17 protein-coding genes, 1 tRNA gene and 2 pseudogenes are annotated in these 21,818 nt (G+C 61.7%); 8 read left to right on the plus strand and 12 right to left on the minus strand.

What is annotated here, in order from left to right:
* Positions 1 to 56 precede the first annotated feature (56 nt).
* The 3 genes from FHY04_RS18130 to FHY04_RS18140 form a co-directional block, all read right to left on the minus strand.
* Entirely contained in the window at positions 57 to 419 is a 363-nt protein-coding gene (locus tag FHY04_RS18130) for a hypothetical protein (RefSeq protein WP_183937362.1), read from the minus strand.
* A gap of 186 nt (positions 420 to 605) precedes the next feature.
* Positions 606 to 1,124 (minus strand): general stress protein, encoded by a 519-nt coding sequence (locus FHY04_RS18135; protein WP_051916334.1) that lies wholly within the window; start codon positions 1,122 to 1,124, stop codon positions 606 to 608.
* Between the two features lie 161 nt (positions 1,125 to 1,285).
* Positions 1,286 to 1,852 (minus strand): hypothetical protein, encoded by a 567-nt coding sequence (locus tag FHY04_RS18140; protein WP_183937363.1) that lies wholly within the window; start codon positions 1,850 to 1,852, stop codon positions 1,286 to 1,288.
* Between the two features lie 590 nt (positions 1,853 to 2,442).
* On the opposite strand from FHY04_RS18140, the gene FHY04_RS18145 reads away from it, so the two are divergent.
* The 3 genes from FHY04_RS18145 to FHY04_RS18155 all read left to right on the plus strand — a co-directional run bounded on the left by FHY04_RS18145 (position 2,443) and on the right by FHY04_RS18155 (position 7,666).
* Positions 2,443 to 4,368, plus strand: a complete 1,926-nt coding sequence (locus FHY04_RS18145; protein ID WP_183937364.1) for a prolyl oligopeptidase family serine peptidase — start codon at positions 2,443 to 2,445, stop codon at positions 4,366 to 4,368.
* A 672-nt stretch (positions 4,369 to 5,040) separates the two neighbouring features.
* A complete protein-coding gene (locus FHY04_RS18150) occupies positions 5,041 to 6,843 on the plus strand; it encodes a sensor domain-containing diguanylate cyclase (protein ID WP_183937365.1) in 1,803 nt (600 codons plus the stop codon).
* A 577-nt stretch (positions 6,844 to 7,420) separates the two neighbouring features.
* Complete coding sequence (locus FHY04_RS18155) at positions 7,421 to 7,666, plus strand: hypothetical protein (RefSeq protein WP_183937366.1); 246 nt, start codon at positions 7,421 to 7,423, stop codon at positions 7,664 to 7,666.
* Positions 7,667 to 7,722: 56 nt separating this feature from the next.
* Here FHY04_RS18155 and FHY04_RS23070 read toward each other — a convergent pair.
* From FHY04_RS23070 to FHY04_RS18165, 3 genes and pseudogenes are all read right to left on the minus strand, one after another.
* Positions 7,723 to 8,097, minus strand: a pseudogene (locus FHY04_RS23070) (hypothetical protein); the annotation flags it as partial.
* Between the two features lie 536 nt (positions 8,098 to 8,633).
* Positions 8,634 to 9,848: a S41 family peptidase gene (locus FHY04_RS18160; RefSeq protein ID WP_183937367.1), complete on the minus strand. Its 1,215-nt coding sequence runs from the start codon at positions 9,846 to 9,848 to the stop codon at positions 8,634 to 8,636.
* Positions 9,849 to 10,253: 405 nt separating this feature from the next.
* Complete coding sequence (locus FHY04_RS18165) at positions 10,254 to 10,970, minus strand: hypothetical protein (protein ID WP_221211873.1); 717 nt, start codon at positions 10,968 to 10,970, stop codon at positions 10,254 to 10,256.
* A gap of 210 nt (positions 10,971 to 11,180) precedes the next feature.
* Between FHY04_RS18165 and FHY04_RS18170 the strand changes: the two genes are divergently transcribed.
* Positions 11,181 to 11,360: a DUF938 domain-containing protein gene (locus FHY04_RS18170; RefSeq protein ID WP_311725513.1), complete on the plus strand. Its 180-nt coding sequence runs from the start codon at positions 11,181 to 11,183 to the stop codon at positions 11,358 to 11,360.
* A gap of 369 nt (positions 11,361 to 11,729) precedes the next feature.
* On the opposite strand, the gene FHY04_RS18175 is transcribed toward FHY04_RS18170, so the two are convergent.
* Positions 11,730 to 12,623, minus strand: coding sequence for a Gfo/Idh/MocA family protein (locus tag FHY04_RS18175; protein ID WP_183937370.1), 894 nt, complete (start codon positions 12,621 to 12,623; stop codon positions 11,730 to 11,732).
* A 251-nt stretch (positions 12,624 to 12,874) separates the two neighbouring features.
* Between FHY04_RS18175 and FHY04_RS18180 the strand changes: the two genes are divergently transcribed.
* The 3 genes from FHY04_RS18180 to FHY04_RS18190 all read left to right on the plus strand — a co-directional run bounded on the left by FHY04_RS18180 (position 12,875) and on the right by FHY04_RS18190 (position 18,333).
* Positions 12,875 to 15,157, plus strand: a complete 2,283-nt coding sequence (locus FHY04_RS18180; RefSeq protein WP_221211874.1) for a TonB-dependent receptor — start codon at positions 12,875 to 12,877, stop codon at positions 15,155 to 15,157.
* 688 nt (positions 15,158 to 15,845) lie between these two features.
* Positions 15,846 to 17,177: a Gfo/Idh/MocA family protein gene (locus FHY04_RS18185; protein WP_183937371.1), complete on the plus strand. Its 1,332-nt coding sequence runs from the start codon at positions 15,846 to 15,848 to the stop codon at positions 17,175 to 17,177.
* Positions 17,178 to 17,523: 346 nt separating this feature from the next.
* Positions 17,524 to 18,333: an NIPSNAP family protein gene (locus tag FHY04_RS18190; protein ID WP_183937372.1), complete on the plus strand. Its 810-nt coding sequence runs from the start codon at positions 17,524 to 17,526 to the stop codon at positions 18,331 to 18,333.
* 99 nt (positions 18,334 to 18,432) lie between these two features.
* Here FHY04_RS18190 and FHY04_RS18195 read toward each other — a convergent pair whose 3' ends face one another.
* The 4 genes from FHY04_RS18195 to FHY04_RS18210 are packed head-to-tail and all read right to left on the minus strand — an operon-like array spanning position 18,433 to position 21,100.
* Positions 18,433 to 19,455, minus strand: coding sequence for a HAMP domain-containing sensor histidine kinase (locus FHY04_RS18195; RefSeq protein ID WP_221211875.1), 1,023 nt, complete (start codon positions 19,453 to 19,455; stop codon positions 18,433 to 18,435).
* Entirely contained in the window at positions 19,448 to 20,224 is a 777-nt protein-coding gene (locus tag FHY04_RS18200) for a winged helix-turn-helix domain-containing protein (RefSeq protein WP_221211876.1), read from the minus strand. The genes FHY04_RS18195 and FHY04_RS18200 overlap by 8 nt, the downstream gene beginning before the upstream one ends.
* Positions 20,225 to 20,264: 40 nt before the next feature.
* Entirely contained in the window at positions 20,265 to 20,609 is a 345-nt protein-coding gene (locus FHY04_RS18205) for a UrcA family protein (RefSeq protein WP_183937375.1), read from the minus strand.
* Positions 20,606 to 21,100: a periplasmic heavy metal sensor gene (locus FHY04_RS18210; RefSeq protein ID WP_183937376.1), complete on the minus strand. Its 495-nt coding sequence runs from the start codon at positions 21,098 to 21,100 to the stop codon at positions 20,606 to 20,608. The genes FHY04_RS18205 and FHY04_RS18210 overlap by 4 nt, the downstream gene beginning before the upstream one ends.
* A gap of 314 nt (positions 21,101 to 21,414) precedes the next feature.
* Here FHY04_RS18210 and FHY04_RS18215 point away from each other — a divergent pair.
* Positions 21,415 to 21,564 (plus strand): annotated as a pseudogene (locus FHY04_RS18215) (arsenical resistance protein ArsH); the annotation flags it as partial.
* Between the two features lie 162 nt (positions 21,565 to 21,726).
* On the opposite strand, the gene FHY04_RS18220 reads toward FHY04_RS18215, so the two are convergent.
* Positions 21,727 to 21,803: transfer RNA gene (locus FHY04_RS18220), tRNA-Met, on the minus strand.
* Positions 21,804 to 21,818: the final 15 nt, after the last annotated feature.

Below are 21,818 nucleotides of genomic sequence, written 5' to 3' on the forward strand. Positions count from 1 at the left end.
AGCGCTCCTTGGGAAGGCCTCTGCCCGCGAGAAGATCGTCGAGCTCTGGGATACCATTAGCTCGCCGGCTTCGTGATCCCTGGTAGCTTCGCCACGCGGAGCTTGCTTAGCAGATCTCGTGCTTCCACAGGGGCCGCCTGTTTGAACAGACTGAACAGCGCGCCATCGTCCAAACCGCTGATGTCAAACCCGATCGACAAGGCAATGGGCTGACGGAGACGAGCACCGGGCTGCGCCTCGAGGACGAGTACGAACCACCGCATTCCGACAGGCGGCTGACCGATATTCTCGGCGAACTCCCCTGCAACCGCTTGGCGTATCCGGATGCGTCGATCGGGATTATTGTCGAACCAGGCCGCGTCCCCGTGCGTGGCCACCTCTGCGATGCGGTCGTCAATCGAGCGGGGTGTACTGATCATCATGAGGTCCTGACATACGCCATTGCGGGGCGCCCTGTACCGGGCCTGGTCGCCTTGGCAAATGGCATGATGCGCACACGGGTTCGGCTCAGGCGTCGCGATGCTTGCCTTCGATGCTGTCCAATGCCGAGACGGGGCGCCCCCTTAGGAACGCCCCGTCTCTTCGAGCCAGCAAATCAGAGAGGATTACGCCGACGCGACCTTGGCACGCGTCGATGTGTGACCGCCGGAGCGATACAGCACATCGGCTGCATCCTCGGGAGCGACCCCTGCCCCGGCTGTATCGACCGACACGAACACACCACCTTCGTTGATACGCCCCTCATAATAGCTGGCATCGACCCGGCTGACGCCATGGTCCGTCATGACTTTTTCCAGCCCCCCGACGGCGCCACCGAGCGCCGCACCGACGACGGCTGCACCGGGGATCGCTGCCGACGCGATCGCTCCCGCTGCAACGAGGGGGCCGACGCCGGGTATTGCGAGCGCCGCGATACCGAGCAGGGTCCCGATACCAGCGCCGGCTGCGACCTTGCCGACAAACTCCTGCGTGTCGCCGTTGCCGTCTGTCGTCGTGTTCTTGCCATCGTGCTGCGCCACGATCGAAATCGCGCTGTCATTAACGCCCGCAGCGCGCAGCTCTGAAACGGCGCGCTCTGCATCGGCGTGATTGTCGAAAACGGCTGATACGAGGGTCGTGCTCATGATGATTCCTGTCGACAGTTCGGTTGCTCACGGATCTAGAAGCCGTGTCGAAGGATGATCGTTCCGGATATTGAGGGTTACCAAGCTGGTAACCATGAATAGCAGCGTCGCGACACAGGACGCCATAGGCGGGATAGACCATGTCCGTAGGCAGCTGCGACTCAAGTGTTGTTTTTTGCTTTTCGCCATTGTCGCATCGCGGCGTCATATCGTTGACGCTCGGCTTCGACTGCAGCCTCTGCCGCGCCGACGTCTGCGCGGTGTTGTTCTTTAAGCTCACGTCGCTCGCGGGCCAGTTTGGCCTTCCGATCCGCCAACTCCATCATCCTGCCATCGTAGTCGGCCGTAACCGTTTCCAGCGCAGCCTCCGCCCCCTCGAGCTTCGCGCTGCTCGGCTTCGGTTTCGGTGTAGACTTCGGTTTTCGCGGCTGTTTGGACGTTTCGGGGCGCGCCGAAACATCCCCCCGCGCTGTCCGCAGTTCGGGGGCCGGCATGGCCTTGATCTGCTCCGCAGTCGTGCCCCGAGAGTGCTTCACGACGACGCCTGGCGAGGCCAAAGGCTCTGCGGTAAGCGCCGGGTCTGTGACGAGCTCTGCTATGCCTCGCGCGAACAGGTCTCGCTCGCTGCCCCAGGCCTCGAGGGCAGCCTTCTGACTCGTTGTAGCGACATAGGCATCATTGAAGCCAGCGACGGTCCTGTAAACTTTCAGCTTTTGCGCACGAGCCATGCAGATTGATACCGCGCTATGTGCTGAAATAGAAGTTGGCGCCGATCGCCCATCCGGTACCGACGCCGATGCCCACCTCCGGGCCTACCGGACAGGGATCTCGCTCGGCTGTTCGCGCCATCGTCGGTCCGGTCACGACCTGCCTAGACACTCCTAAGCGGTAAGCGAAGGCGGCACGTCGATGTGCCTCGTCTTAAGCGTGGTTCTGCCGTCAACGCTTGCATTGGGTCACATTGCTTCAAGCAGCATGGGCGTCCTAGATATATGGAGGAGAAGCGCCGCCATGGCTACGCATTCCATCGATGCTGAAGTTAGCAGTTAACTATATCGGCTTGCGTCGAGAAGCGACCGGAACTGCGATAAAGACCATTTTTTGGCTCAAGCTGTAGGCGACGCTTGCGATCATCGAGCGTTCTATTGTTGAGACGCAAATCGCACTCCCTGCGATGGACGCGAGATGTTCGCCGATCGGCTGAGGATAGAATCGGGGCGATAAATCACGATGTCGATCACGCGAGACCGCTAGCAATTCAGCGGACCCGCTGTACCCGCCCTTGACCTAACGGTGCCCGGCGACCGACAACCGGCGAATGATCAAGCCTCTCGTCGCAACCGTCGCGCTGTTCGCGCTCGCTACCGGAACCGCAGCGCAGACCGTGCCGACGCAGCAGGTCGGCAGCGCCACGCTCTCTGGCGTGCCCAATATCCCCGTCGAGGTGCGCGAGGCGGTGCAGCGCTATCAGAATAGTCGGGCGGCGCAGTTCGAGGATTGGCTGCCGGACGGCTCGATGCTGATCGCCACGCGCTTTGGCGCGACGCAGCAATTGCATCACGTCGCAACCCCCGGTGGCGCACGCACACAGATTACGTTCGGCGCCGAGCCGATTGCCGCCGCGACGACGATCCCCCGCAGCGATCGTTTCGTGATGACGCGCGACACGGGCGGTGACGAGTGGTTTCAACTCTATACGCGCGGCCTCACCGGTGTAGCCACGCCGGTGACCGAAGCCGGCACCCGCAACCAGTCGCCGGTTTTCAGCAAGGATGGCGCGCTGATGGCATGGGCGCGGGCGACCAAGGGAAGCGCCGCTTATGCAATCCTGGGGGTCGACCCAAAAGCGGGCGGCAACCCGCGCTCGCTTTACCAGTCCGACGGCGCGGTGGCGCCCGCCGATATCGCGCCCGACGCTGCGCGGCTGATATTTGTGCGCAGCCTTTCCAACCGTGAGGACCAGCTGTTCGAGCTGGATCTTAAGACCGGCAAGGCGGACCGGATCGCGCCGAAGGCAGACGCTGCCGTCTATGCCGACCCCCGCTATCTGCCGGGCGGACGAAAGCTGATCGCCATCTCCGATTCCGGCAGCGACACGCGCCGACTGGTCGAGATCGATATCGCCAGCGGCGCGCAGACGGTCCTGACGCCGGACCTGAAATGGGACGTCGAGAGCTTTGACCTGACGGATGACGGGCGCGTGCTCGCCTATTCCGTGAACGAGGACGGCTTCTCGCGCGTGGTGGTGCAGGATCGGGTCACCCGCCGCGCGCTACCGCAGCCGGTGCTGCCGCGCGGTGTCCTGACCGCGCTCAGATTTTCGCCCGACGGCAGGAATCTGGCGATTGGCCTGACCTCGGCCACTTCTGCCGGTGACGTCTGGAGCTGGGGCGTGACCAGAGGCGGCCTGACACGCTGGACCGTGTCGGAGCTGGGCGAACTCGATCCCACCACGCTTGCCGAGCCCGAGCTGGTGCGCTTCAAGTCCTTCGACGGCCTGTCGGTCCCGGCGTTCGTCTACCGGCCCAAGGGCTTGCCGGCAGGCACGCGGACCCCGGTGATCATCGACATCCATGGGGGCCCGGAGGCGCAGACACGCCCGATCTGGAACTACGGCGCGCAATATTTTGCCGATGCGTTGAAGGCGACGGTGATCCTTCCCAACGTCCGCGGCAGCGACGGCTATGGCAAACGCTACCTCAACCTCGATAATGGCGTGAAGCGCGAGGACTCGGTAAAGGATATCGGCGCCCTGCTCGACTGGATCGGCACGCAGCCGGGCCTCGATGCAGGCCGTGTCGCGGTCTATGGTCAGTCCTATGGCGGCTATATGAGCCTTGCCGTCATGACGCATTATTCGGACCGACTGGTCGGCGGGGTCGAGCGCTACGGGATCAGCAACTGGAACACGTTCCTCCAGAACACCGAGGCCTATCGTCGCGACAATCGCCGCGCAGAATATGGCGACGAGCGCGATCCGGCGATGCGCGCGGTACTAACGCGGGTGTCGCCGTTCACGAATGTCGCGCGGATTGCGAAGCCAATGCTGGTGATGCAGGGCGCCAACGACCCGCGTGTACCCCAATCGGAATCGGACCAGATCGTGACGCGGCTGCGCGCAAACGGCAACGACACTTGGTATGTGGTGTTCGCCGACGAAGGGCACGGCTTTCTGAAAAAGCCGAACAACGATCTGCGGCGCGAGGTGGAAACCGTATTCTTGAGGCGTCTGTTTGAACGGTAGCGTTGGGGGGATAGGCCTGGGCGGAATTTGCCGCGCGCCTTTGCGATGTTGACCCACAGGCAGACTTTGATGCCGCTGCTTCAGCTGCTTGCGCTCAGACATCGGTTTAGGTTGGCGCCACGTGCTCCTTCGTCGCTTGCCGTACGAACACCGAGAACGCCAGCGTGACGCCTGCGATCATAAGGATGCCTTGGAACGTCAGGGGCTAGCCGTGCGCTCGCCCTGCCCGGCTCGTCACTGCGCTTGCCGCCGACCCCTGGTCCACGAGCATCTGCTAAATCTGTTGCAGCGCCCCAGCGTGTCCGCGGGCGAGGCTGGCATTGGGCACGGTGCCTAGCACCGCCGCCCCAAGCGTGCTGTCTGGATTTCGGGCAAACAAGCTGGAGGCCGTCGTGGCCCCGCTTTGCCAAACCCACGCTACCCTGGATCAGCTTGAGGCGCTGAAGATCCGCGGCGTGCGGGTTCATGCGCCGCAATCTTCACATAACGCCACGTAGGCATCCCCAAGGGCGGGTGCACAAATCAGACGGCCTGCTCTGTTTCGCATGGTGCCGGCCAAGTCTCGCTATTGGCGATGGGGCTCAACACCAGAAGTTTGGAGCGGGCTTCACAACCGATTGAAAATACACCAGTCCTTATGATCCGTTAACCGTCGCCTCCTACATTTTGCGCATGAACCGAATAGCCCACCGTGTAACCGAGCTCACACGTTTTGCAGCGCTACCGATCGCCACAGGCGTTGGTTACTATCTGGCGGCCTTCGCGTCCCTCTACCTCACCCGCGGTGCTGACGGGATCGCAATGCTGTGGCCGCCCAGCGGCATTCTGTTCGCAGCCTTACTGGTCGAACCTCGGAATCGCATCGTGTGGCACATAGGCGCCGCAGCAATGGCCAGTCTCGCTGCCAACCTCGGCGGCGGGAATGGCGTCCTGCTTTCGATCGGATTCACGCTCGCTAACGTGTCCGAGTCCGGATTTGCGGCATGGCTTTTACGAAACCGAACCCGGCGTCGTGATTCATTCACCGATCCAAGGGGCCTGGTCTGGTTCTGCATCGCCGCGGCGGCCGCGGCGGCGTTGGGCGCAACGATCGCCGCCTGCGCGACAACGGCTGTCGGGATCAGCTTCTGGCTGTCGTGGTTCACGACCGATCTGCTGGGGATCTTGATCGTTGCCCCGCTCATCCTGATCGCAGGCCGAGCCTTCTATCGCAAACGGTTTCGCGATGGCCTGGCAGCAGCCCCTCAAGCCATCGCGGTATTTCTGCTCGTGGCTGGCGTGTCGATCATTGCCTTCTCACAGGTCAACTACTCGCTGCTTTTCCTGCCGATGCTGGCAGTCCTTCTGGCGGCGTTGCGAATGGGACCGTTTGGCGCCGCCGGAAGTGTGTTGATCGTTGCCACGGCCAGCTCACTCGCCCATATTTTCGGCTCTGATCCGCAGGCAATCGCCGATGGTCAGGCGTACGCACGTAGCATCTTTCTGCAATTCTATCTGCTGGCCCTGTTTGCGGCTGCCCTGCCGATTGCCGCCCTGCTCGCCACGAGACAACAGCTGATCGATAGCAACGCGAACAAGCTGCGGTTGCTCGAGCTTGCCGAAGGTGCGGCGCACGTGGGTCATTGGCATCTGGATTTGTTGACCCAGCTCATAACGTGGTCGGACGAAGTCTTTCGCATTCATGGTGTGGAGACCCGCGTTCCGCCGTCACTCGACACCGCGATAGACGCCTATCACCCTGACGATAGGGATGCGGTTTCGGCACATATCGGGCGCTCCCTCGAACACTGCGTAGGTTTTGAATTCACCGCTCGCATCGTCCGCCCCGACGGGGAGGTACGCCATGTGTTTTCGAAGGGTGAGATTGACCGAAACGGCGTCAATGAGTCGGTTGGCCTGTTCGGCATTATCCAGGACATAACGACCCAGGTTGCGCACGAAGCCGAGATGGAACGGGCCCGCATTCGTGCTGAGACTGCCGCCCGCAACGCGATAATTCTGGCCGAGACGGACCAGCTTACCGGAATTGCAAACCGGCGCCGTACCAGCTTCGTGCTTGAGCAGACATTGCTGCTCGCCCGCGAAACCGGGCACCCACTGTCCGTGGCGATGTTCGATATTGATCACTTCAAGCGCATCAATGACACCTATGGACATCACACAGGCGACGAGGTGCTGAAGAGGGTGGCAGCAGGCGCTGCCGCGGAACTGCGCAGCGGCGATACGATCGGCCGCTTCGGCGGTGAAGAATTCGTGATCGTGTTACCGGACGCCGCAGCGGATGCGGCAAGCAAGGTCGCCGAACGGGTGCGTCATGCTATCGGCACGGCCAGCGGTACGCCCGGCGTCACGGTGAGCATTGGCGTGGCTCAAATGGCGTCTGGGGAGACATGCGACGCGCTTCTGCGGCGAGCCGATGATGCGCTGTATGGTGCGAAGAACGAGGGTCGCAACAGGATGCGGCTTGCAGCGTAGCGAAAGTCGCCCGTAGCCGCAGCCGTACTTCCATTGTCCGATGAACGCGTAGCTCAATCACGCTCAACGTAAGCGTCGAACCGGTAGAGAGGCAGTCGCCTGGGCGACCGCGCCGAGAGCGCTCCAGGGCAATCGCTTTCCCAAAGCCTGCGCCCAATTGCGCATTCGAAAATGGCCGGTCGGCTGCAACAAACGGGAAAGATGGCGCTTAACGAATGCCCGTAATCGGGTGCCCATAAAGCCACTCCGAACGTCCGGTATTGCTGAGAAAGCAGCCTGTCCACTATCGGCCGAAGATTACCGTAAACAGCCGTTCGTTCAGGTGGCGATGCAGGGGCTTATGAGGCGGAGATCCTGGAACGATACATCACCAAAACCAGGGACAAGGATGCAGCGCTCACGTTCATGAAAAGGCGCTGAAACTTCACGGCAGGCCTGAGGCGATCACTACCGACGGACTGCGCCCGTACGGTGCGGCGGTGAAGGAACTGGTCAACCTGAATAAGCAGGAGGTTGGACGCTGGCCAACAAACGGCTCGAGAACAGCCACCTGTCGTTCCGACGAAGGGAGCGCGCAATGCTGCGTCTCAGGCGAATGAAGACGCTGCAAAATCTTGCCTCGGTCCATGCCAACGTTCACAACCAGTTCAATCTCGAACGCCACCTCGTCGACCGGCAGACCTACAAGGAACGACGCTCCGCCGCCTTGGCGGAGTGTCAGATCCCCGGACGAAGCCTAGGTGGTTTGCAATTGATTTGTCAGTGCAAAGGGGTGTGCTTCCCCAGCATCAGCGCCGACAAAGTCTCTAGGATCTCATCGTAGCGCTTAGTCGTGGCGCGATAACGTATGGCGTCCAATAGAAATGGCAGCCCACCGAGTTAGCGGCGGCGCTTGCGCGCTCGAATTCCTACAACTCTCTCGATTGCCAGCAAGACTCCTTGCTCGATCCCATCCCGGGTCCGCGCACTCGCCACCAAAAACTTGTTGGGTCCGGTGTAGTGCCGTAGGAACGCATTCGTCCAAGTCGAAACATGCCGGATCGGCTTCTGTGCGTTCCAGCGAAAGTCCAGCGGGGTCCAGTCAAATTCGGCGACAATATTGAAGGCACATTGATCTGCCCCCTTGCAGCCACCGGGATAAAGGCCATGTAGATCATGGCGGTACGGGCAATGCCGATCATGTTCAAGCAAGGCGTCAATGAGTTTTTGGTGTAAGCGTTTGCCTAGCCACTGCCGGCCAGAGATCAAGATAACGCCGGCATTGAATTAATTCGGCGACCTGTCAGTTTTCAATGCATGAGCAATGAGGTTTTGTTGATCATACAGCATATACGATACAAAGTCGTAGACGGCAGCGAAACTGGTCGTGAATCCAAACAAACTATTGAACTCGAAAGAGCGACACGGGAGGACATCGCCATCCATGTAGATTATGTTTTCGCGTAAATGCGCCACTTGCTCGATGGCATTTGCTTTTAAAAGTGTCACAGGGCTGATGTGACCGTGCAATTTAATCGATGAATCATCTGCGCCGGAAGTTTGATCGCACTCCAATATACGTCTATGTATGGTGAATGATCGCATAGATGCGTAGCGCAGAAGATCCTCGTCTAACGGTACATCGTAGCCCACTTGATAAAAATATACGTCCATCGGCGAGGACGAGAACATACATATTCCAGCCACTGAAAACTGCGTAAGTTCATGATAATTCTTATCAGTTATAAAAACGGCCGCGACGTTAGATCTTTCATATAATCTTCCACCCTGTAATGAAAATAACCGTTCGTCTATAAATCTGCCCGTATAAAACGAATATAAACGCTATACTGCATCCGTCGGATGGTCCACCCTGTGTTTTGGGCAGTACTTCGTTTGAGCGATGTCGAGTTTAAATCATTTTCGTTCTCTAGGAAGATGCCGCTTGTCCGGAATGCCTCACCGATCAGCGTTGCCAGGCGGTTGCGGCGGACGAAATCGGCGAACTGGAACGTGGCCGAGCTGTTCTGTGGCCCGATCAGAACGCGCACGTCGCCCTCATAGCGCGTACCGCGCGGTCTGATCGGGTCGACCCGGTCGCCTTGCGCATCGAGCCGGAGGAATCGGTCGTTGATCCTGGTCGCATTCTCTCCCAGATGGTCGAAACTGCGGTCCCACGTGTCGAGCACAGGGCGCAGGTCTTCGGGCACGGTGCGGTAGCGGATGAGCCTGTCGACCTCCTCGAACGGCGTTTCGCGTTTCACCAACCGTTCGGCGAACGCATTACCGCAGTCGAGCCCCCCCCCCCCCTCGTTCGCGCGCAGATCGACGACCCAATCGCGGCACCCGCTCGGCGACCAGCCGGTCGACCGCCTGATCGAGCCAGCCGCGCCAATCCCACTTGCTATCGTAGAGACCCCAGCTCGGCATCGACAGAAGCGCGGCGTCACCGCGCCGCTTGATCGTCCAGACCGGCGTGTCGCCGCTCGCATCGACGCCGGCGTGCGCGGTGGTACGGCGCTGCGCTTTTGCGACAGAGCGTCGCGGTAGTCGTGCAACAGCCGGATCGTCCACGCGCCATAGACGACGAAGCTGATCGCGAGCAGCGATGCGACGATCGCATTGCCGGTCGTGAAAGCAAGATCCGCCCAGTGACGCTTCAGTGGCGTCGGCAGGAGGAACGCGGCAGTCTGATAGGCGAACTGGATCGCGCCCGGAAGCAGATGCCGCCCGACCGCGGGCGACCAGCGGCCGGTGACTAGAGCATAAGCGTGAAGATAGAGGAGCGGCGGGACCAGCAGCGCGTTCGAGAAGGGCGCGAAGGTCAGCCACCACCAGCGATCATAAAAGCCGGCAAACCCGATCAGCCAGGGCACGAAGACGCCGGTCATGATGATCAGCAGCGCAGCAAGCGCGCGCGCGGCCAGCCGGTTCTGAAACGACGTCGACAAGGCGACCGCCAGCGGAAGCAGAATTGCCGCTGCCACCGTGAGGACAGCCGTGCGCCAGCCAAAGACCAGATCCATGGCGATCAGCGTAGCTTCGTCGACATCCAAAGCTAGGGATTACATTTCGGAGGGAGGCCAGTCGCCTCACCTGCGCGCATCCGAGCACCCCCGCAGCGTTTCCACAGCTGGAAACTTGCAGCTCACTCCCGCTCGAAAGACGGCACCGCAAAGACCCAGAGCCACTCCCGCAGCAGTGTCTTTGAGCAGCCCGAAAGCGGACGTCCGTTCAACTCTGCCGCTCGTGCGCGAATATCAGGACGCAGTGCGCGTGGCGGCAAATCCCGCGGGCACCACTCCTGAGTAAAGGTAGTGCGAACAGCGTTACAGTATCCGGGTTGGTGCTGGCGCGCACCGCCGTCGACGCGCATGTCTCGCTTGGCAGCGGTGCGCCCCTCCTCGTCGCCCGTTGCAAGACGGGGTGGGTCATGAGCACCCCCCGCCGCATCCCCCGCCGCACCCGCCATCGCCGCTACCGTGCCCGTCCGAGCCGCAAGCGTCACCGTCGATATTCAGATCGAAACGACGACCAGCTATGCCGGCCTTTAGTCGCGCACCTTGGATCCAAGTGACGATCGCGACGGCAAGGAGGAAAATGGCAACCAGCGCCACCATATCTTGAACGATCAGGACAACCAGGCCGGCGCAAGTGAACCCGACCAACGTCGCCTCTTCCGCGCCCAGAAGCATCTTTCTGGTCCGGTCGATCCGCTGGAAATTTCCCGAGAATCGTCCGGTGGGATCGGGCCAAACATCGTCGGGCGGCGTAGCACCGAAGGTGTCCCGGTATAAATTGAGCGTATGCGCGTAGCGGTTACGATAGTGCTCGCGCTGCTCGGGGCCACCCGATGTCGGCTCGTGATGAATATCGCGCGCGACGATATCGCGGCAGAGGCCGTGCCAATAATCGCGGGTATAAGCCAGATGCAGATGCCACGCCTGATCAACCGCGTCCGACGGCGTAAGCTGCTCATCGCTGATCGCGACCAGCGCGAGGAAGCGACGATATTCCGTCGCGACCCGGTCTGCAAACGACCCGGTCCATCCGTTCTCTGCGGCCAGCCTCCCTTCGAAGCTGAGGGCTGCACCGGGCTGGCCGATGCTCAGGGTCTCGATCCTCCCAATGAGAATCCTTCGCGCCATATGCGCGGGGCTGTTCGGTTCCATACCCCATTAGATTAGTATGATATTGTTGCAGGATTGTGACGCCGATGGCGACCGAGCGATCCGGAGTCCGCCGCCCGCCTCTCGACCGTTGCGTGGTGCGACAAGGCAGACAATGTCCGACCGCCACTCGGTCTCGACACTGCCGTCGAAGACTGACCGATCGCAAGCGCGGGGCCGATATCGTGCATCAACATGGTCCATTTCAGCCTGTGGTCGGCGATGCTCGGGTCGCTCGCCGGGGCCGCCCGCCTGTTTCGAGCGGGCGATCCATTGTTCCTGCACGCCCCCTTTTACCGTGCAGGTCAGTCGACCGGGCCGTCCAACGAAACGTTCGACGCTTCGCTGAAGGCACGCAACCCGCTCTAGGGTTTACGCGACGGCGTGACGGTGATCGTAGCATCTGACGGGTCCACCAGCTGACTCGCGTCGTCCAAATGCCGGCCAATAACCCTTGGGTCGTTCTACAACGCAATTCGCTACAGACCTGGCCCATGGCAGTCCGAGGGACTGCCGCCACGCACGACCTTATTTGCCCTACGACCCACAAGCTGACGTTGCAGGGCATTCCCCCCGCCGAGCTGCGGACACTCATTCAATGAGGTTTCCGGCTAAGCCACTGCATGCCGCCATTTCGCCGGTTGTCGGCACGGGCGTACATGGAGTGGGGGCGACCTTGTCGGTGCGGTGCGGGCTGTGCGCCGACGCCTTCAAATTTCGGAAGCCGTGTCCGAGACTTCATTCCTCCGTGTGACGGACGATGGCCTCGCAAACTTCATGCGTTGCGAGAATAGCGGCTGCATCGACCGGCCTTCGCTCACGCGCCGCAAGCAGGAAGGCGTCGCACATTGCCGCAAAGCCGCGCTGCTGTCCTACCGAGACCCAATCGCCTCGTCGATGTAAGCGCTGTGTCCCGCTCGTCTCGACGCGATCAGCGAGGTTCAGCACGGTATGACGTGCCCCACCGCCAATGAGGTCGAGGCGTTCCTCGTCGAGCCCACTGTTACGATGCATTGTGCCGATGGCGGTAAACCCGTCGCCTGCCAGCGTGAGGGTGATCGTGTGGAGCATGCCGTCTACTACATGGGTTTCGATGTTGCGTCGGCAAACCGGTCCTGGGGCCAGGAACAGCAGCGTATCGACGACATGGATGAAGTCATCGAAGACGACCTTCCGCGGTTCGTTGGGTTGCCGGTAGCGGTGCTTTTCGAGGATGATGAGGTTCGCGTCGATGCCTCGCAATGCGACATAATCTGGCGCAAACCGCCGGTTGAAGCCGACCATGAGCGGAACGACACGGTCCGTGGCTAAGGCGACAAGCGCTTCGACCTCGCCGAGATTATCGGCGAGCGGCTTGTCGACGAAGGTCGGGACGCCTCTCTCAACAAGGTGCCTGACAAGTTCGCCATGTGCCTGCGTCGACGCGTGAACGAAGGCGGCGTCGAACGACATGGTGGAAAGCGCATCTGCAGCGCTGGTGTGCCGATGCGCGATACGAAACGAGCGGCCGACCTCGTCGAGGACGCCCGCATCGCGCGTCGCCAGGTGAATGTCGAGGCCAGGTCGCGTCGACAGAACCGAAAGATATGCTTTGCGAGCGATGTCACCCAACCCGATGAGAAGCACGCGCATATCTATTCCCCGGTCCGGCACGATCGCCGCGTCTGCCGGGCCGCAATAGCTTCGCCATTGCGCTCCCCGCAACCAATCGTCGGGGATAACTGCGGCGCCAACTGGGGCAAAGATGTCGCGGTGCGCCGCAAAAATGCTTCGCCGCCGATCGTGTCTATTGCCGCACGTTGCAGTGATGTTACCGGTCAGGGTCGGATCCGGGCCACACGGATCGACGCAGGAGGATGTTCGAAGCCCAAGGGGGACCATCCATGATTCGCTTGCCCGTTCGTACGTCTGCCATCGCCCGGCTGCTGGCCGCCAGCGCGCCGTTATTCGTCTGTGCCACACCCGCCGTCGCGCAGGACCAGGCGCCGACGGGGCAAGCCGTCGGCGATCCGGCCGGCGAACAGGGCGTCGGCGACATCGTCGTCACGGCGACCCGCCGTCGGGAATCGTCGAAGGACGTGCCGCTCGCGGTCACCGCGATCAGCGGCGAGAAACTCGACGTGCTCAACTCGAGCGGCCTCGATATCCGGTTCCTCGCCGGTCGCACGCCGAGCCTTCAGGTGGAATCCTCGTTCGGCCGCACCTTCCCGCGTTTCTACATCCGCGGGCTCGGCAATACCGATTTCGATCCGAACGCCGCACAGCCGGTGTCGGTGGTGTATGACGACGTCGCACTCGAAAATCCGATGCTGAAATCCTTCCCGGTGTTCGACCTGCAAAGCGTCGAAGTGCTGCGCGGGCCGCAGGGCACGCTGTTCGGGCGCAACACGCCAGCCGGCGTCGTGAAGATCAATTCCGCCAAGCCGGATCCGGACAAGGCCTCGGGCTATGCAACCGGATCCTGGGCGACCTACAACACGATCAACGGCGACGCGGCGCTGAACCTGCCGATCGGCAACGGCTTCGCATTCCGTGCATCGGGCCTGATCCAGTCGCGCGACGATTGGGTCACCAACGATTCCACGACGGGCAATGCCGATCGCAAGCTCGAAGGGTATCGCGATGTCGCCGGCCGCTTCCAGCTCGGCTATACCAGCGGCGATTTCAACGCCTTGCTGAACGTCCACGTCCGTGATCTCACGGGCTCACCGCGCATCTTCCGCGCCGGGCTGTTCAAACCGGGCACCAACGATTTCAACACCGGCTTCGACCCCAAGCACGTGACGCTCGACGGCTATACCAGCCAGAGCCTGACGCAATGGGGCACGAACCTTCGGCTCGACTATCATCTTGACGGCATCGGCACCTTCTATTCGGTCACCGGTTATGAGCAGGCCAAGGTCGAGAGCACGGGCGACGTCGATGGCGGCAACAGCTACCCGTTCACGGGCGGCACGATCGGCGCGATCGGCGTCGGGCTGTTCCCGTCGAACACCGGCGGCCTCACCAAGCCCAAAGAGTTCAGCCAGGAGCTGCGCTACGCCAGCGAGGACATGAACGGCATCCGCTTGCAGGGCGGGCTGTATTATTTCTACCAGACGCTGCGCTATCATCAATATGACTATGCGTTCGGCGGTACCGGATCGCGTGCGACCGACCTGACGCAGGACGTCTTCCACGACAATCGCAACGAGAATTACGGCGCCTTCGCGTCGATCGAGGCGAAGCCGACCGAGTTGCTGACGTTGCGCGCAGGCGTCCGCTATTCGCACGACTATCGCAACGACCTCGTGACCGCACCGATCCCCGGGACCGGGATCAGCGACACACTGCCCGCGCGTGCGGTCGTCCGTGGCTCGAACGTGACGTGGGACGCGAGCGCGACCTATGAGCTGACGCCCGCGATCAACGTGTATTCGCGGCTTGCGACCGGCTATCAAGGGCCGGCGATCCAGGACCGCGTGACGTTCGGCAGCGTCCAGAGCACCGCACCGAAGCAGACGACCTTCTCGGGCGAGAGCGGCTTTAAGGGGACGCTGCTCGACCGGAAGGTGAACTTCTCGATCGACGCCTATTGGTACAGCACCAGGGACCTGCAGATCACTGCAGTCGGCGGCAGCAGCAACTCGGCCCGTCTGATCAGCGCGGACAAGGCGATCGGCTACGGCGTCGAGGGCGAGTTCGAGGCACGGCCAGTGCCCGAATTGTCGCTGACCGCAAGCGGCAGCTACAACTTCACCGAGATCCGCGATCGCTCGATCGGCGTGGGGGTCTGCGCGACCTGCACCGTGCTCGATCCGATCGTGAACGGGTTTGCGATGATCGACGGCAACGATCTCCCCCAGGCGCCACGCTGGATCGCAAACTGGACCGCGCGCTACGGGATCCCGCTCGCCAATGGCGGCGAGGTCTATGCCTATACCGACTGGGTCTATCGCAGCCGCATCAACTTCTTCCTGTACGAAGCGGTGGAGTTCACCGGCAAGTCGTCGCTCGAAGGCGGGCTCAAGGTCGGCTATAAATCGCCGCGGGGGTATGAGGTCGGCGCGTTCGTGCGCAACATCACCAACCAGTATCGCAGCATCAGCGCGATCGATTTCAACAATCTGACGGGCATGATCAACGAGCCGCGGATCATCGGCGGCCAGTTCAAGGTCGCGTTTTAAGTTAAGACGCCGAACTGGGCACCTTGCGCGCAATCTTGGTGCGAAAGTGAGCGTCGCGACCTCGAATTCCTCGACAAGGGCCGTCGCAAGCGCGGCGGCCTGATTTAGCGCTGCGGTCGAACCACGAGCAACGGCCGCCAGTCGGACGGAGATGGCTTCGAGCACGTCATCATAGGTAGCACGGTCGGCGCCGGCGTGGTCGAGGAGCGCCAATGCAAGCGCGGCTTCGTCAGGACGGATATCATCCTCATCAACCAGGCCAACATGCATCAGATCATCACTTGTTCCCGATGGATGGGAGCATGGTGTTGACGATCGAAGACCACCGATTGGGGGGCGATGCCTAACGCACTAATTTTGGTGGGCCCGGAGTCTACGAACGGCCGTCGCGTTCGCAGGTTGGTGTAGACGGCCCATCGCCACGACAATTCACTTTGAAAACCACCATCTGAACACACAAAGGCATCGCCGCCTTCCCGACTTCGGACGCCCATCTATCGTTCGGATCGACTATTTCGACGATGGTTGACGCTCTTGGTCAGGGCCTACCAAACGCTGCTTTTCGCGTGGATGACCTTGATGAGGAGCGAAAACTGCGTTTTGCGGCGCACTCCCTTTGCGTCCGTGGTCTTGCGAAGGGGCGGTTGGGCGCTACCAATGCCGTCAGGACAGATTGGGGAGGACCAACATGACCACCAGCTTCGACCGCCGCGCCCTCTTGGTTGGCGGCCTCGCAGCCTCGGCTGCTACCGTGGTGCCGCTTAGCCAGGCCTTTGCCCAGCGCCGCGGCCGGGTCTCGGCGAACGACAAGGTCCAGGTGGGTCTAATAGGTTGCAAGGGCATGGGCTGGTCGGATCTATCGGCCATGTGCAAGCGGGCCGACGTGGCGCCCGTAGCCCTTTGCGACGTCGACGCTACGGTCCTTGCGGCACGCGGTGCCGAATTGAAGAAGGTCTCAGGCCGCACGCCGAAGCTCTACGACGACTATCGTCGGATGCTGGACGACAAGTCGATAGACGCGGTGATCATCGCCACGCCCGACCATTGGCACGCGCTTCAGCTGGTCGATGCCATGTCCGCGGGCAAGGACGTTTATTGCGAAAAGCCGCTCGGAAACTCCATTGCCGAATGCCGTGCCATGGTCGCCGCAAAACAGCGTCACAATCGTGTGGTTCAGGTTGGTCAGTGGCAACGCAGCAACCAGCACTGGGCAGACGCGATCGCGCATGTTCAGTCCGGCGGCATCGGTCGGGTCCGAAAGGTCAAGGCTTGGGCGTACATGGGATGGATGAAACGCGTCGTTCCCCAACCGGATCAGGCCCCACCCGCCGGCGTCGATTATGATAGCTGGCTGGGCCCCGCACCGCTGCGCCCCTTCAACTCCAATCGCTTCCACTTCAGCTGGCGCTGGTACTGGGACTATGCGGGCGGCCTGATGACCGACTGGGGCGTCCATCTGATGGACATCGCGCTGTTGGGCATGAAGGCAGAGGCACCTCGTTCGGTCAGTTCGCTTGGCGGCGCCTATGGCTATCCGGGCTCTGCGATGGAAACTCCGGACACGCAGACCGCCATCTACGACTTTGGCGACTATTCCGTGGAATGGGAGCATGCGGTCGGCATCAGTCAGGGCCCCTATGGCGGCCGCGACCACGGCGTCGCCTTCGTCGGCGAAACCGGCACACTTGTCGTCGATCGTGGCCAGTGGCGTGTCACGCCAGAGACAAGCGATGGCAAAGCCATGACTCGGGAGATCCCGGTCACGAAAGCCAAGGACGAGGGGCTCGACCGGCACACAGCCGACTTCATTGCCTGCGTCAAAGATCGCGCCCGCACGCCAGCGTGTACGATTGAGGCGGCGTCCAACACCGCCATCGTGTGCCAGATGGGAAACATCGCGTTGCGCACAGGCCGCAAGGTGAATTGGGATGCTGCATCAGGTCAGTTCAGGGATGACGCAGAAGCGAACGGACTAATCACGCCCCGCTACCGTACACCCTATCGGCTGCCAGCTGCATAAGCCGGCTGGCCGCCTATGCCGACAGGGGGGACCGCTGCGCCGTGCGCTCGACAGCGGCTCTTGCCAATCGCTGCCATGGGATGACCGAGGTCGGCCATTCGGTTGCCCGTCCCAGATCCCCAGCTTGGGTCGCACTTACATGCTAGCTGGACAGCCGCTTTCGATGATTAAGCGCTGTCACCATTTATCTCTATATCATAGCGCTGAACCAGTTGACGTCATCCTGCTGGCACATTTGACGCAGGAATGCCGCGAGGTCGGCGTAGGTCGATCATCAGCGGCAGACATCGCCGATTGACGACGGTTGCGGCTTGCGCTCGACTGGCCCGTACGGCTTTGCGAGGACATGATGGCATATCCAATTGATCGACGTTCATTGCTCGCAGGTGTCGCTATGAGCGGTGTGGCGGTTGCAACTGTCGAGGCTCAGCCTCACGACGCGGCCGCAAAGCTGGAGATCTACGAGCTGCGGACCTATCGGCTGGTACACGGCCCCATGAAGGAGCGTCTGGACGCATATCTGAGGAACGCCTTTATCCCGGCGGCACGACGCGCAGGTTGCGGGCCGGTGGGTGTATTTACGGTGGCGATCGGGTCCGAAAGTCCAACCGTCCATGTTCTCGTCCCCTATCCCTCGATCGAGGATTTCGTGGCTTTGCCCGGCAGGCTTACCGCCGATCCGAGCTACACCGCGGCTGCCGGGTCGTTTTTGAAGGCGACGCCAGACGCACCGCCATACACGTCCCTTGAAGTGAAGTTGATGCGCGCGTTCCCTCACTTTCCTCGGCTCGAATTGACCGACGCCTCGAGCAGCAACACGCCGCGCATATTCGAACTCCGGACGTATTTCAGCCATAGCGACGCGGCAGGAATGACCAAGATCGGGATGTTCGACACGGGCGGTGAGATCGAGATATTCCGTCGGACTGGCCTAACGCCGGTCTTTTTCGCCCAGGACCTCACCGGACCTCGCCTGCCGAGCCTGACCTACCTGCTGACCTTTCCCGACCTTGCGACCCGTGAACGAAACTGGCGTGCCTTCGGGTCGGATCCCGCTTGGCGCCGGCTTATCTCGACGCCGGGGCTTACCGACCGCGAAATCACCACCGGAATAGACAACCAGATCCTAAGTCCGGCGTCGTTTTCGCAAATTTAACCCACAAGCGGGCGTTCGCGCCCTATGTGCTCCCCAAACTTCGGTCGTCCGTTCGTTTAGATTGCCGGCCGCTTTCCGGGCGGCATTGCGGCAGAGCTGTCATCTCGGCAATGCCACCCTGAACCGACCACCGCCCGCCTCGGCTGCGATGCAGCGCACCTCACCTCCGTGTTGGCGTGCAATCTGACGGACGAGGCTGAGACCGAGGCCATGTCCGCCATCACCCTCGTTCGCGCCGCGTGCTCTGTAGAACGGCGCGAAGATGGCCTCACGCTCGCTCGGCGGGACGCCTGCGCCACCATCGTGGACTTCAAGCACGATCTCATTTGCGCAGGCGGTCAGCGTGACGAGGATCGGCGTTCCGCCGCCATGGTGTTGCGCATTTTCGAGGAGATTGCGGATCATCCGCCGCAGAAGGACTACGTCGCCGGACATCTCAACTCGCTTTCCAGCGAAGTGTGCGGCCGCCCGCGCACATTCCTCGGCAACGAGCGCGGTCAGATCCACGACCGTTCGCGAATTCGCATGCGCTGACATTTCTTCAAGGCGGCTTGCCAGCAAGACTTCTTCAACAAGTTGGTCGAGCTCCATCACATTGCGCGCCAATTCGGCGCGTACTGCGGCGGACGGTGCCTCGGACAGCAACTCGGTCGCCATACGGATACGCGCGAGCGGCGATCGCAGTTCGTGGGAGGCATTGGCTAGCAGGATCCGCTGCGCGCTCATCAACGCTTCGATCCGCCCGGCCGATTGGTTGAAGCTCATTGCCAGCCGCGCAATTTCGTCGCGCCCCTCGACGGCAACCCGGCTCGACAGATTGCCCGTCCCCCAGACATCGACGCTGGCCTGGAGCCGCTCGAGCCGGCGGGTGAGTCGGCGAACAACGGGGAATGCGGCGACCGCCACGACAACCGCAATCGCAAGCAGCAGCGCCAGCATGGCGAGATGGCCACCGAAGCCCTGCATGGCCGCCGGCGCCGCGCCGTAGCGCAGGTGCGCCAGTCCAAAGAGAATTGCCGCCACGGTCAGGCTCGCCAGCAATGCGAGATAGATCCGCCAATACAGGCGCTGCATGAGGCGGGGTCGGCCGCTGTCTCCGTCCAGCACGTCAGGCTCAGCCATCCTGCACCCTTGCGAACACGTAACCTGCCCCGCGCACGGTGATGATGCGCCGAGGCTGCCTGGGATCATCTTCGATGGCGGCACGCAGGCGTCCTATATGAACGTCAATCGATCGGTCGAACGGCTCGTGGCTTCCGCCCTTCAACGCGTCGATCAGCTGGTCGCGCGACAGCACGCGACCGGCGCGCTCGGCGAGCACCACGAGCAGATCGAACTGATACGCGGTCAGTGGGCAACCCTGCCCGCCCAGCTGTGCCACGCGCGCATCGCGGTCGATCTCCAGCCGCCCGAACCGTAACCGCGGCTGGCTGTCCGCTGCCGCCAGGGCCGGTCGGCGCAGCACGGCGCGTAGCCTGGCCAGCAGCTCGCGGGGCTCGAATGGTTTGGGAAGATAGTCGTCAGCGCCTAGCTCCAGGCCGATTACGCGGTCGAACGGGTCACCCTTTGCCGTGAGCATCACAATCGGCACCGCGCCTGCGGGCGACGGCAGTGTGCGGATGCGCCGGCAGATGTCGAGCCCGTCGCTGTCGGGGAGCATCAGATCAAGCAGCACGGCCGCGAACCCCGCATGCTCGTGGTCGCGCAACGCGGCTAGGCCCTCCTCGCCGGTCGTGGCGTGCGCGATGAGATAGCCGTGCTGGGCCAGATAGGTCTTCACCATCGCCGCCAGGCGGCAATCGTCTTCGATCATCAGGATATGCTGAATGATGGCCTTAGCCTTCGGAAGATGATGCAGGGATGTCCAGCAGACCATACAGGCTTCGCGCAATGCGCAAAGCCTGTATGCCAGGTCCGACGATCGCGTGCCGTCAGCGACCTGTGTCGACCGCGAGTGCTGCGATCTCGACCGCTTCTGCCGCATGGGCGGCAGCAATCTGGTCAAGTTGAGCCGACGCACGGGCTATGGCCGTTCGAGTACAGCGCATCTCGCTCAGGTTCATCGCCAATGGCAAAACACCTTGGGTGGCGCATACCCGACGCGCTGCTCCGTGGATGCGCCTTTGAAGGGTTGCCCGGCCGGCTTCGCCGCGTAGGTCAAGATCGGCAACGCTGACGCGTTCTATCAAGGTCTGGCTGGATGGCGACGTCAGCGGCGCGGCGCTGGCGTCGCCTGAGACGGCCAGTATGCATACGCCAGCCAAAAAGGGGCTCACAGCCCTGCTCCCTTGTGATGAACCGCTTTAAGATGAGCAGCCAATCGGACGCGCTGTGATGGTGTCAGCACCTCGGCCGCGTCGGCCAGCCCTTGGACGATCCGCCGCGAGGCACGGTCCGCCTGCTGCACCTGCTCGACACGCAATGCCTCCAACCCGGCGCGATCGATCGACGGCTGCAACACCAGGACGTATGTACGTTGGTGCGCGGCCCGGAACTGTGCGTGAAAGGCATCCAGATCGGCATGGACCGAATTGGCGATTAGCTTCAGCTGCGCCCTTTGCTTTGGCGTGCCGTCAGGCAGAATTTGCGTTAGAATTTTGTTGAAGTGCGCGTCGTTGATCGCAGGATCTGCTGTTGCCGAATGGCCAGGCAACCCGTGTAAGGCCGGTACCGCCGAGGCTAGGCCAGCACCGGTGATTGCTGCGGTCCCGGCCACAACGGCCAGCAGTCCGGCAACTGTCCGGCGTCGTTGAAAATATCGGTTCATTGCACAGCGCTCCATCCAATTCAGCCGACGAACTATTCGTTGGCCGGTCTGCAATGGCAGCGCGCCTTGGCTTCAAGATGTGTACCGGGTAAAGTTTTGCAAACGTCGGCCAATTGATGGCGACACACCTTTATCTAATTCACCGACCGCCCTGTAGCTCTTCTGTGGGCTCGCCCCATATGCGGCGATATGTTCGCGGCATTCCTTGCAGGGTATGAGGTGGAGACGCAGCGCTGGAGACCGAGACGGTCAGCATCCGCCCGGATCGTGAGGTCGGACTTGCAAATCTCGACCGGCAGATCGGCCTTGCGAAGATGGAGAAGATAGTCCGCTTCACGGTCGTGCTCCGCCCTCACGCGGCCCAGCTCGTCGACCGGTATTCGGAACGGAAGGACGCCGGCGTGCCGATCGATTCGACAATCGATCTGTCGAGCATCGCTACGGCGTCGCATCGACCACGGTGAACGAATGCCAAATTTGGGCAGGCACGTTTCAGCGCTCCGGCTTTGACCAGAGCTGATTCCACCATGCATCTATAGGGCGAGTTGGTCTTAATGTTCGCACTACGCGCTGGCATAATAACGACGACAGCCCCGAAGCTTTCGCTTCGGGGCTGTCGTAGGATTTGGTTGCGGGGACAGGATTTGAACCTGTGACCTTCAGGTTATGAGCCTGACGAGCTACCGGGCTGCTCCACCCCGCGACGGTCCGGTTAGGG

Origin of the sequence: Sphingomonas sp. BK481, assembly GCF_014194875.1 — a bacterium.
Lineage (GTDB): Bacteria > Pseudomonadota > Alphaproteobacteria > Sphingomonadales > Sphingomonadaceae > Sphingomonas > Sphingomonas aerolata.